Origin of the sequence: Halobaculum sp. CBA1158 (genome assembly GCF_021431925.1) — an archaeon.
Lineage (GTDB): Archaea > Halobacteriota > Halobacteria > Halobacteriales > Haloferacaceae > Halobaculum.
Genome location: NZ_CP090371.1, coordinates 333,366 through 344,526, shown reverse-complemented (window position 1 = coordinate 344,526; position 11,161 = coordinate 333,366). Strand labels below are relative to the sequence as shown.

Below are 11,161 nucleotides of genomic sequence, written 5' to 3'. Positions count from 1 at the left end.
TAATTCACTATTGTCAACTCAAGGGTTTATGTGCTTCCAAATCAGGTCCTCTCTCGTAGATATGTACCAGAACGACACGGAATACGCGAAATCGGTGAACAAACGCGACTCGACTGAGGTGGACGAATGAGTCTCCTCCAGGTCGACCCCGCGGTCCTAGCGGAGGGGATCAACCTGATGTGGGTGCTGGTGGTCACCTTCCTCATCTTCTTCATGCACGCCGGCTTCGCGATGCTGGAGGCCGGGCAGGTGCGCTCGAAGAACGTCGCCAACCAGCTGACGAAGAACCTCCTGACGTGGAGCGTCGGGGTCCTCGCCTTCTTCATCGTCGGTGCGGGCTTCTCGACGGTCGTCGGCACGCTGACGAGCAGCGGGAGTATCACGGTCGCCGACCTCTACGCCACGATGACGACCAACGCGGTCAACGACTGGGTCGGCTGGCTGTTCGGCGCGGTGTTCGCCATGACCGCCGCGACGATCGTCTCCGGTGCGGTGGCCGGGCGTGCGAAGCTCCGCGCGTACGTCGGCTACACGATCCTGCTGGCCGCGGTTATCTACCCCGTGGTCACCGGCTTCACCTGGGGCGGTGGGCTGTTAGCGGTCAACGACGGCGCGCCGAACGGGTTCATCGCCGACGCGCTCGGCGGGGTCGCCTTCGCGGACTTCGCGGGCGGCATGATCGTCCACGGGATGGGCGGTATCGCCGGCCTCACCGCGGCGTACGTCATCGGCCCGCGGATGGACCGCTACAACTCCGACGGCTCGACCAACGTCATCCCCGGCCACTCGATGACGTTCGCGGCGCTGGGGACGCTGATCCTCGCGTTCGGCTGGTACGGCTTCAACGTCGGTACGGCCGCGACGGTGTTCGCGGTTCAGGACGGCTCGCTCGTACTCGGTGCGTTCGACTACGTCGGCCGCGTCGCGCTGAACACCACGCTTGGTATGGCCGCGGGGGCCGTCGGTGCCGGGCTGGCAGCGATGTACAAATCCGGCAAGGTCGACACGCTGTACGTCGCGAACGGGCTGCTCGCGGGCCTGGTCGGCGTGACCGCCTCCGCGAACGTCGTCGTCTGGTACGGCGGCATCATCTCCGGCCTCGTCGCCGGGGCGCAGCTTCCCTTCGTCTTCGAGTTCGTCGAGAAGCGCCTGAAGATCGACGACGTGTGTGCCGTCTTCCCCGTCCACGGCTCGGCCGGCGTCGTCGGCGCGCTCCTGCTCCCGTTCTTCCACGTCGACGGGTTCAGCGCGAGCCTACTGGCCGCGCAGGTGGTTGGGATCGTCGTCATCGCGGCGTGGACCATCCTGGCGACCGGCGCGGTGTTCAGCCTGTTCAAGTCCATGGATCAGGCCCGCGTCTCGCCCGAACACGAGCGTGACGGCCTCGACGTCTCCGAGCACGGCGTCGACACCTACCCCGAGTTCGGCAAGCCCGACACCGTCACCGACGGCGGCCTCGTCGAGGACGAGAACGGCATCGTCCGCGCCGACGGCGGCGAACCGAACGACGGCGGCATCAAGATGGTGACCGCCTTCATCCGTCCGGACAAGCTCTCGGACGTCAAGACCGGCCTCGCGGAGATCGGCGCGCCGTCGCTGACGGTGACGAACGTCTCCGGTCGCGGCAGCCAGCCCGCCAAGAAGGGTCAATGGCGCGGCGAGGAGTACACGGTCGACCTCCACCAGAAGGTGAAGATCGAGTGCGTCGTCGCGGACATCCCCGCCGGCGACGTGGCCGAGGCGATCAGCGAGGCCGCACAGACCGGCGAGAAGGGCGACGGGAAGGTGTTCGTCCTCCCCGTCGAGAACGCCTACCAGATCCGTACCGGCGAGGAGGGACCGAGCGCGGTCTGAGCGCGTCCCCTCCGCTGATCGAATCGCGACGGATCGACTCACGAGCGAACCACGACGCATCGTCCACCGACCGCCCGACGGTCGGTCGAACCGACCGGCCCGCTCCGCACGCGGCGCGGACGCGGCCGTCGGGGGCCCCGCGACGGAGAGAACCACTGGTACTGGTGCGAGAACGCTCTCCGCGCGAGACAGCCACCGTGTCACGTTCCGTGTCACCGCCCCCGCGGCCGCCGTAGCCGCCTGCCGAGTGACGCGTCCGGCTACCCCGCGACGGCTCCGCCAGGCCGTCGTGGTGCGTCACTTGCCGCCGGCTTCTCAGCGACACACCGCCGACGGCGACATCGATGACCCACCGCCGACAGCGACATCGACGACTCACCGCCGACGGCGACGCCGCCCCGCCGCCGCCCGCCGTGACCCAGTAACTACTTTCGGCGTCACGGCCGAAGGGAACGACATGAACCACGACCGTTCGCGGGAGCTGTACGACCGCGCCCTCTCGGTGTTGGCGGGCGGGGTGAACTCCTCGGTTCGCGCGACCCGACCGTACCCGTTCGTCGTCGAGCGGGGCGACGGCGCACACGTGATCGACGCCGACGGCAACCGCTACCTCGACTACGTGATGGGCTACGGTCCGCTGCTGTACGGCCACGACGCCCCGGAGCCGGTCCAGTCCGCCGTCCAGCGCCACACCAGCCAGGGACCGATGTACGGCGGCCCCACCGAGATCGAAGTCGAACACGCCGAGTTCGTCGCCCGCCACGTCCCCAGCGTCGAGATGCTGCGGTTCGTCAACTCCGGGACGGAGGCGACCGTCTCCGCGGTCCGGCTGGCGCGGGCGTACACCGGGCGCGATACGATCGTGGTCATGCAGGGCGGCTACCACGGCGCACAGGAGTCGACGCTCGTCGAGGCCGGCGACGACCCCTCACACACCCAGCCCTCCTCTCCGGGCATCCCCGAGGAGTTCGCCGAGCACACGGTCGCGGTCCCGTTCAACGACGAGGCGGCGATCCACGAGGTGTTCGAGGAGCACGGCGACGACATCGCGGCGGTGCTGACCGAGCCGATCCTGGCGAACATGGGCATCGTCATGCCCGTCGACGGCTACCACGAGACCCTTCGGGAGCTGTGTGACGATCACGGGTCGCTGCTGGTCTTCGACGAGGTGATCACCGGCTTCCGCGTCGGCGGCCTCCAGTGTGCCCAAGGGAAGTTCGGCGTCACGCCCGATATCACCACCTTCGGAAAGATCATCGGCGGCGGCTTCCCCGTGGGCGCGATCGGCGGGCGCGCCGAGATAATCGAGCAGTTCACGCCCGGCGGCGACGTGTTCCAGTCGGGCACCTTCTCGGGGCACCCGGTGACGATGGCGGCGGGCCACGAGTACCTGAAGTACGCCGCCGAGCACGACGTGTACGACCACGTGAACCGCCTGGGCGATCGGCTGCGGTCGGGGATCCAAGACATCTGTGAGGACCAGGCACCCGAGTACACCGTCGTCGGCACCGATTCGATGTTCAAGACGGTGTTCACCCGCGAGATACCCGACGGCTTCGAGAACCACTGCGGCGGCGGCTGTCGTCAGCGCGAGTCGTGCTCGCGGTTCGACACGTGTCCGAAGACCGGCGCGGACACGGCGCGGGCGGCGACCGAGCGCTGGGAGCGCGTGTTCTGGCAGGAGATGAAAGAACGGGGGATCTGGCTCACGGCCAACCAGTTCGAGTCGCAGTTCGTCTCCTACGCCCACACCGACGCCGACGTCGACGAGACCCTGGAGGCGTACAAGGAGGCGCTGTAGGCGGACGAAAAGTCGCCGGAGGCGGACAACGATACCGTCTCGGGCGGCGACCTCACCCGACGAGTCGCTCGCGGGCGGCTCGGTAGAGCCGCGTGAGGTAGCCGCGCTGAGACCGGCGCTCGGGCACGTCGTCCCACAGCGCGAACGCCGACACCACGTCGGCCTCGCGGCTGGCGACGGCCTCCTCGCGGTCGGGGGCGACGACGCCGAGGTTGACCTCGTAGTGGCCGTAGTAGCCGTACTTCAGCAGCTGTCGCTCGCGGAAGTCGACGACGAACTCGCGCACGGCCTCGGGGATCTCCGGGGCGACGAGAACGAACGAGAAGTCGGTGCCGTAGTGCTCCTCGTGGGCGTCGACGCGCTCGTCTGCCAGCGCGTGACCCAACTCGACCAGTCGCCGTAGCTCCTCGACGGTCACCGACGACTGCCGGCGGGCGAACAGGTACTCGTCGCTGTGGTGGTCCGCGTACCCCAGCGTCGGGTGAAAGAACTGCTTCTGTGACTCGATCCGCATAAGCCCGGAGAGGTCGAAGCGCTCGCCGCGGACGCGCTCGTCGCGCCCGAGGTCGTAGTTGAACATGAGCCGGTCGCTCACGCGGTCGAGGTACTCGTCGTCCCACGTCGGCACGTCCTCGTAGGCGTCGCCGTCGAGGATCCGACCGTGCTCGTCCGTCCGGTAGGGCGTCCCGTCGGCGTCGACGGCCGCGGCCGAGTCGGGGTCCACGCCGCCGCCGTCGGTCAGTAATCGGTCGCCGCGCTCGCGTCCGTGCATCTCATTCCTCCGGGTCGTACGCGTGAACGTCGTCGACGGCGGGCGCGCCGATCGCGAGCGCGACGACCGGCTCGTCTGCGTCCTCGGGGTTGTACGCCAGCTGTGGACTCTCGGGCTCGACGGCGAACAGCGACCCCTCGGGCACCTCGAACGTCTCCTCGGGCGTCTCCACGTGAAGCGTCCCCGCGACGACGTAGAACAGTTCCTCCTGGTCGTCGTGGTAGTGGTACGCGAGCGGGAGTTCCTCGCCCGGCTCCGCCCGGAACCAATTGGCCGCCATCTCCTCGAACCCCGCGACCTCGCTCACCCGACGGAGTTCGCAGGGCCGATCGGGGACCGTCTCCAGTTCCTCGGGGTCCACGACGTGGTATCCCATACCCCGGGGTTGCCCACGGCCGTGAAAAGCCCGTCGTCCGCGGACGCGTCGTCGGGAACGCGATCGCGCCCGTCCGACGAGCCGTGGATTTATTCGCTCTCCGTCCGTGTCGTTCGGTGTCATGGGATTCGGCGATCGTGAAACGTGCGGCCGGTGCTCGATGACGACGGTGGTCGACGCGACCGAGGACGGCGAGGCGGACCGCGACCGCTTCGGCGACGACCGGATCGAGGTCGACGACGATCAACTCAAGCGGGCCTCGCCGGGCGCGTGGCTCGGCGGGGTCGTCGACAGGCTCGACGGGGTCGCGGATCGACTCACCTACGGCAGGCGCTGATCGGTCGCGCGTCGGTCGGGACGCTCGTGGTCCCTGATCGACGGTCAGCGACCGCCTCGCGACCGCGGTCGGCGGTGAGAGAACGATCGAACCGGCGGCGTCGGACGGTCGTGTGACGGTGGAGAACTGTTTATACCGCTCCGGGGCGTAGGCGGTCGCCAACCGCATGGAAGAGAGCATCTCCGGCTTCAAACTCCGGGGCGAGTGGGGCGACATCGTCGAACACGGCGAGCGCATCACTCGCGCGCTCCACGAGGCCGGGGCACCGGACGTCGACCGCGACGCCTTCGAGGCGTGGGACGAGTGGCGGCCGAAGGCCCACGAGCGCCTCGGCGACGACGTCAACGAGAAGACGGCCGACCAGGCCAGCGTCGCCGAGGGCGAGGGAGAACGGGAGGGCAAGACTCCCGAGGACGACCTCCAGACGGCGGGCGAGAAGCTGAGCGAGTCGTACGAGCGCGTCGAGAACGGCGACAACGACGGCGCGCTCGACTCCTGGAGGGACTCCATCGACCACGTCGCTCGCGCGGCCGACTCCGCCGGGCGGAAGGCGTTTCGAAAGTTCGAGAACACGGTCTATCGGAACGTGATGACCCAGATCGCGCCGTACTACTTCGACAACGAGCTCGTCTCCGCGAACATCCAGAAGTCCACGCGCGGCGAGGGGGGTCCGGAGTTCGTCTTCGAGGTGAACGTCAACGACGACGACCTGAAAGAGGAGGTGTCCGGGCGACTGGCCGAGTACGAGGACGACGTGGACCGATGGCACGTCGACACGCCCAAGGAGGTCGAGGCGGCCGAGGCGGCCGAGGGCGCGGAGCCGCCCGCGGAGACGGTCGAAGAGGGGACCGAAGGGGAGTCCAGCCCGACGACGAACTGAGGCGGCTCCGTCCGCCGAGTCGTTTGTCTTCGGGCTGGAGAAGGCCGACGACGAACTGAGGCGGCTCCGTCCGCCGAGTCGTTTGTCTTCGGGCTGGAGAAGGTCGACGACGAACTGAGGCGGCTCCGTCCGCCGACTCCGTCGGTCGTCCCGGGCGGGGCTCAGGCCGGCTCGACGGGCTCTTTCAACTCGACGCGATAGCCGAACGGATCGCGGACGTACACCGCGGCCGCCTCGCCGGTCGCCCCCAGCGGGGCGTCGAGACGCTTCTCCACGCCGATACCGGCGTCGTCCAGTCGGTCGATCACCGTCTCCACGGACTCGTCGACCACGAGCGCGACGTGGTCGTAGTTCGTCGCCGTCGGCGGTTCGAACGACTCCGTGGGCCACAGGTGGATCACGTGCGCGGGGGAGAGTCGCACGTCGAAGAACGGCTTGTCGCCCGACTCGAACCGCTCGACGCCCTCGAGTTCGAGGCCGAGACCGTCGGCGTAGAACGCGCGGGCGTCGTCGAGGCCGTCGGCGGGGATCCGGAGGTTCACGTGGTCGATGGCTCGGACCTGCACGGTCGCCGATCGGGGCTCGGAGGCAAGAAAGATACCGGCGGCCGTCGAAGCCGTTGCCATGTCACCGCTGGAGGTCGACGCCGGCGAACTCACCGCCGAGGAGATCATGGACGCCCTCGGCGAGGGACGCCGGGTCGTCGTCACCGCCGACCTGTTCGGGAGCGAGCGGACCCTCACCCTCCGCCACGACGGGGAGACGTACTACTGCGACACGCCGACGCGACTGCACAAGCACGCCGACACCGAGGGCATGATCGCGTGCATCGAGAAGATGGGGTACGCCCGCGACGACGGGGACGGCGGAGCCGTCGCCGACACCGACGGCGAGACCTGACTCCGTCCGAGCGGGCGATCCGTCCCCGCCGGTCGGGCGAGGGTCGCCAGAACGCGGGCTTTATTCACGGAGCGGCCGAGCCACGACCTATGAGCGACGCGCCGGACATGGAGGATCTCATCGGCACGGACGACCCCGGATTCGGGCACGTGATGGCGTGCGTGTTCGGCATTCAGGAACACGAGAGCCGGACGTACCTCCACCTGCTCGACAACCCCGGAAGCACGGTCGAGGAGTTGGCGGGGGAACTCGACCGCGACCGGTCGAACGTGAACCGGTCGCTGACCACCCTGCTCGAGAAGGGGCTCGCCGAGCGCGAGCGGCGGCTGCTCGACCCCGGCGGCTACGTGTACCAGTACACCGCGACGCCGCTGCCGGAGGCGAAGGAGTTGCTCCACGGCGCGCTCGACGAGTGGGCCGAGCACGTCCACGACGTGATCGACGAGTTCGGCGGACAGTAACGCCGCGCGGACGAGAACGCTCGTCCGTCCCGCCGGCGGCGCGGCACTACCCGCCCCGAACGGCCGACTTTTAGCCCGCGAGGTCGACCGTCCCCCATGAGCCTCTCTCTCGACGCGCCGGCGCAGACTGCCCCGTCGGTCGCCGACGACGGCGTCTGGCTGGAGTGTATCGCCTGCGGCGACCAGTTCGCCCCCTTCGAGGCCGTCCGCTTCACCTGCGACGACTGCGACGGCCTGCTGGAGGTGCGCTACGCCGACCCGCCGACGTGGGACGACTTCGAGGGCGAGGGCGTCTGGCGGTATTCGGCCGGGCTCCCCTTCGAGGAGGGAGTCTCCCTGCCCGAGGGCCACACCCCCCTCCACGAGGTCCCCCGTCTGCGCGAGGACGTCGGCGTGAACCGCCTGCGGGTGAAACACGAGGGGATGAACCCGACGGGCTCGTTCAAGGACCGCGGGATGACCGTGGGCGTCCGCGTCGCCGAGGAGCTGGGCGTCGACCGCCTCGCGTGCGCCTCCACCGGCAACACCTCCGCCGCTCTCGCGGCCTACGGTGCCCGCGCGGGCATGGAGACGCTCGTGCTGCTCCCGGCCGGCAAGGTCGCCGCCGGCAAGGTCGCGCAGGCGAGCCTCCACGACGCCCGAATCTTGGAGGTCGACGGCAACTTCGACGCCTGCCTCGACATCGTGCAGGACCTCGCGAGCCGCGGCGAGGTGTACCTCCTCAACTCCCTGAACCCCTTCCGCCTCGAGGGGCAGAAGACGATCGGCTTCGAGATCCTCGAGGAGTTCCGCGACGACTACGGCACGTTCCCCGACCGGATCGTCCTCCCCGTCGGCAACGCGGGCAACACCGCGGCGCTGTTCAAGGCGTTCCGCGAACTCGTCGCCGCCGGCGCGATGGACGCCGACGAGGTGCCGAGACTGACCGGCGTCCAGGCCGCCGGTGCCGCCCCGATGGTGGAGGCCGTCGAGGAGGGGAACGACGAGATCCGTCGGTGGGAATCCGTCGAGACGCGCGCGACCGCCATCCGTATCGGGAACCCGGTGAACGCGCCGAAGGCGCTGCCCGGCATCCGCGGGACGGGCGGCACCGCCGTCGCCGTCGACGACGAGGCGATCACCGAGGCCCAGCGCGACCTGGCTCGCGAGGGCGTCGGCGTCGAGCCCGCCTCCGCCGCCTCGGTCGCCGGCCTGCGAAAGCTTCGCGAGGAGGGCCGCGTCGACGCCGACGAGGACGTGGTCTGTCTCACGACCGGCCACCTGCTGAAGGACCCCGACGCCGCCTACGAGGCCGGTGGCGACCCTGAGCCGGTGGCGAACTCGACCGAGGCGGTGCTGAAACACATCGGCGCGGAGTAAGCGGCCAGCACCCGACGGTGGATCGTTTTCTCGATTCCGTCGAGGTCCTCGACCGTCGTCGAACGCTCATCCTCGTCGACTCGTTCGAACGGCTCCGGGCGCGTGCCAGGGAGGATCGGTTCGACACGACGACCCCGTCGGTTCACGCGTATCCGGTGGACCACCCGCTCGGTGACCCCGCGGATCGAGCGATCTGGGTTACGGAGGTGTCAGGACTCGCGCCACTTGTGGCCGCACTCGACGCAGGTGAACAGCCGGACCTCGTAGGAGCCGCCCGGCTTCGGTATCATCTCGTAGTCGGCCCGGTCGCTGTCGCAGTCGTCCGCCGGACAGGGCTCCCGCATCGTCTCGGTGGAGTCCCGAGTCGCGTCGGCCACGGCGGGTGCCCCGTCGTCCTGCTGCCCGTCCTGGAGTGCCATCGCCGCTTCGGCTTGCGAGTCCCGTCGCTCCTCGTTCCCACAGGAGCGACACACCCACGTATTGCCCTCCGTGTGCATCATCGAACCGCACTCGTCGCAGAACTGCATGTTGAGTGGGAATACGCGACTGCGAATATATCTGTTAACTTCCGATCCGTGCGCATCGACGCGTCGCCGCCGCCTCAACAACCACTCCGCGCGCGAGTCAGCGCTCGGTCTCGCCGTCGTCGAGGACGATCCGGTCGACCGAGATGATCCGGTCGTCCTCAAGGAGTCGGCCGACGGCGTCGTCTGGGAGTCGGTCGTCGAGGTTGTACACGGTGAGCGCCTCGCCGCCGATGGTCTCGCGGGCGTTGAACATCCCGGCGATGTTGACCCCGGCGTCGCCGAGGACGGTGCCGATGAGCCCGATGACGCCCGGTTCGTCGCGGTTGCGCGCGACGAGCATGTGACCGTAGGGACGGGCGTCGACGCGGTAGCCGTCGATGCGGACGATCCGGGGGTCCTCGCCCGCGAAGAGCGTCCCGCAGACGGACATCTCCGCGTCGCCGTCCTTCACGGTCACCGTCACGAGGCTCTGGAAGTCCTCGGCCTGGCGGGTCTTGCTCTCGGTCACCTCGATCCCGCGGTCCTCCGCGAGTTGGGGGGCGTTGACGGCGTTCACTTCGTACTCAAGGGGCGAGAACACGCCCTTCAGGGCGCTTGCGGTGACCAGGTCCACGTCCTCGTTCGCGATGTCGCCCTCGTAGTGGACCTCGACGCCCGAGATGCGTTCGCCGAGCAACTGGGCGGCGATCTTGCCTGCGGTGTCGGCCACGTCGAGATACGGCTCGATGCGGGGGAACGCCGACTCGTCGACCGAGGGGGCGTTGAGGGCGTTGACGACCGGCTCGTCGGCGAACGCCGCAAGCACCTGCTTTGCGGTGTCGACGGCGACGTTCTCCTGTGCGGCCTCCGTGCTCGCGCCGAGGTGGGGCGTGACGATGATGTCGTCCACGTCGAGCAGCGGCGAGTCCGCCGCGAGCGGCTCCTCGGCGAACACGTCCAGCGCCGCGCCGGCGACCGGACCGTTCTCGACGGCCGCAGCGAGCGCGTCCTCGTCGACGATGCCGCCGCGCGCGCAGTTGATGAGATAGGCGTCGCCCATCGCCTCCAGCTCCTCCGCGCCGATCATGCCTTCGGTCTCGGGAAGCAGCGGCGTGTGGATGGTGACGAAGTCCGCGCGGGCGAGGCAGTCGGTCAGGTCGTCGACGAGCTCGGCACCGAACTGGGCGGCGCGCTCCTCGTTGATGTACGGGTCGTAGACGACCAGATCCATGCCCAGCGAGTCGAGGCGCTTCGCGACCTCCTGGCCGACGCGCCCGAGGCCGACGATGCCGAGCGTCTTGTTGTTCACCTCGCGACCGAGGTAGTCGCCCTTCGCCCACTCGCCGTCCTTCAGGCGACCGTGCGCCTGCGGGATCGAGCGAGCGGCGGCGAACGTCATCGCGACCGTGTGCTCGGCTGCCGCGCGGACGTTCCCCTCCGGGGCGTTCGCGACGACGACGCCGTGGTCGGTCGCGGCCTCGATGTCGATGTTGTCGACGCCGATGCCCGCGCGGCCGACGATGACCAGATCGGGGGCGGCCTCGAACACCTCGGCGGTCACCTCGGTGCCCGAGCGGACGACGAGCGCGTTCGCGTCCGCGACCGCCTCCAGCAGCGCGTCGCCCTCCGACTCGTAGTCCGTGACGACCTCGTGCCCGGCGTCTCGCAGGGTCTCGATCCCCGCGTCCGCGACGGGGTCCGTGACGAGTACCTTCATGCGCGACCGGAGTTTCGGCGCGTGGTAAAGGCTTTCCACCTCGGCGGAACTCGCCCGCCGATATCACCCACGTTCCTGGATATCGAACCCCACTATTTCGACTGGAACGATCACGTTCATGGACTATCTCACGGACTCTCAGTCGTCGTGACCGGCATCAGCGAGCGTCCGCCTCGCGGTCACGCCGGTCGGTCGCCG

At 69.0% G+C, this 11,161-nt stretch carries 12 protein-coding genes; 7 read left to right on the top strand and 5 right to left on the bottom strand.

Annotation, left to right across the window (positions count from 1 at the left end; all coding sequences use genetic code 11):
• Positions 1 to 126 precede the first annotated feature (126 nt).
• Positions 127 to 1,854, top strand: coding sequence for an ammonium transporter (locus Hbl1158_RS01690; protein ID WP_234298355.1), 1,728 nt, complete (start codon positions 127 to 129; stop codon positions 1,852 to 1,854).
• Between the two features lie 457 nt (positions 1,855 to 2,311).
• The gene (locus Hbl1158_RS01685) at positions 2,312 to 3,655 is read left to right on the top strand and encodes a glutamate-1-semialdehyde 2,1-aminomutase (protein WP_234298354.1); all 1,344 of its coding nucleotides are present in this window, start codon (positions 2,312 to 2,314) and stop codon (positions 3,653 to 3,655) included.
• Positions 3,656 to 3,707: 52 nt separating this feature from the next.
• Here the strand turns inward: Hbl1158_RS01685 and Hbl1158_RS01680 are convergent, their stop codons facing one another.
• Together Hbl1158_RS01680 and Hbl1158_RS01675 are read right to left on the bottom strand one after the other, a co-directional pair.
• Positions 3,708 to 4,427 (bottom strand): hypothetical protein, encoded by a 720-nt coding sequence (locus Hbl1158_RS01680; RefSeq protein WP_234298353.1) that lies wholly within the window; start codon positions 4,425 to 4,427, stop codon positions 3,708 to 3,710.
• Between the two features lies 1 nt (position 4,428).
• Positions 4,429 to 4,803, bottom strand: a complete 375-nt coding sequence (locus Hbl1158_RS01675) for a cupin domain-containing protein (RefSeq protein ID WP_234298352.1) — start codon at positions 4,801 to 4,803, stop codon at positions 4,429 to 4,431.
• A gap of 121 nt (positions 4,804 to 4,924) precedes the next feature.
• Between Hbl1158_RS01675 and Hbl1158_RS01670 the strand changes: the two genes are divergently transcribed.
• Positions 4,925 to 5,140: a hypothetical protein gene (locus Hbl1158_RS01670; RefSeq protein ID WP_234298351.1), complete on the top strand. Its 216-nt coding sequence runs from the start codon at positions 4,925 to 4,927 to the stop codon at positions 5,138 to 5,140.
• 166 nt (positions 5,141 to 5,306) lie between these two features.
• On the top strand, positions 5,307 to 6,020 hold the full coding sequence (locus tag Hbl1158_RS01665) for a DUF5828 family protein (protein WP_234298350.1): 714 nt from the start codon (positions 5,307 to 5,309) through the stop codon (positions 6,018 to 6,020).
• Positions 6,021 to 6,181: 161 nt separating this feature from the next.
• On the opposite strand, the gene Hbl1158_RS01660 is transcribed toward Hbl1158_RS01665, so the two are convergent.
• Entirely contained in the window at positions 6,182 to 6,586 is a 405-nt protein-coding gene (locus Hbl1158_RS01660) for a VOC family protein (RefSeq protein WP_234298349.1), read from the bottom strand.
• Between the two features lie 58 nt (positions 6,587 to 6,644).
• On the opposite strand from Hbl1158_RS01660, the gene Hbl1158_RS01655 reads away from it, so the two are divergent.
• The 3 genes from Hbl1158_RS01655 to thrC all read left to right on the top strand — a co-directional run bounded on the left by Hbl1158_RS01655 (position 6,645) and on the right by thrC (position 8,740).
• Positions 6,645 to 6,920, top strand: coding sequence for a hypothetical protein (locus tag Hbl1158_RS01655; RefSeq protein WP_234298348.1), 276 nt, complete (start codon positions 6,645 to 6,647; stop codon positions 6,918 to 6,920).
• 89 nt (positions 6,921 to 7,009) lie between these two features.
• Positions 7,010 to 7,381 carry a helix-turn-helix domain-containing protein gene (locus Hbl1158_RS01650; RefSeq protein ID WP_234298347.1) on the top strand — a complete coding sequence of 124 codons (372 nt, stop codon included), beginning with the start codon at positions 7,010 to 7,012 and terminating at the stop codon, positions 7,379 to 7,381.
• Between the two features lie 96 nt (positions 7,382 to 7,477).
• On the top strand, positions 7,478 to 8,740 hold the full coding sequence (gene thrC / locus Hbl1158_RS01645; protein ID WP_234298346.1) for a threonine synthase: 1,263 nt from the start codon (positions 7,478 to 7,480) through the stop codon (positions 8,738 to 8,740).
• Between the two features lie 209 nt (positions 8,741 to 8,949).
• On the opposite strand, the gene Hbl1158_RS01640 is transcribed toward thrC, so the two are convergent.
• Both Hbl1158_RS01640 and serA read right to left on the bottom strand, forming a co-directional pair.
• A complete protein-coding gene (locus Hbl1158_RS01640; RefSeq protein ID WP_234298345.1) occupies positions 8,950 to 9,267 on the bottom strand; it encodes a DNA-directed RNA polymerase subunit M in 318 nt (105 codons plus the stop codon).
• A gap of 97 nt (positions 9,268 to 9,364) precedes the next feature.
• Entirely contained in the window at positions 9,365 to 10,963 is a 1,599-nt protein-coding gene (gene serA / locus Hbl1158_RS01635; protein WP_234298344.1) for a phosphoglycerate dehydrogenase, read from the bottom strand.
• Positions 10,964 to 11,161 lie beyond the last annotated feature (198 nt).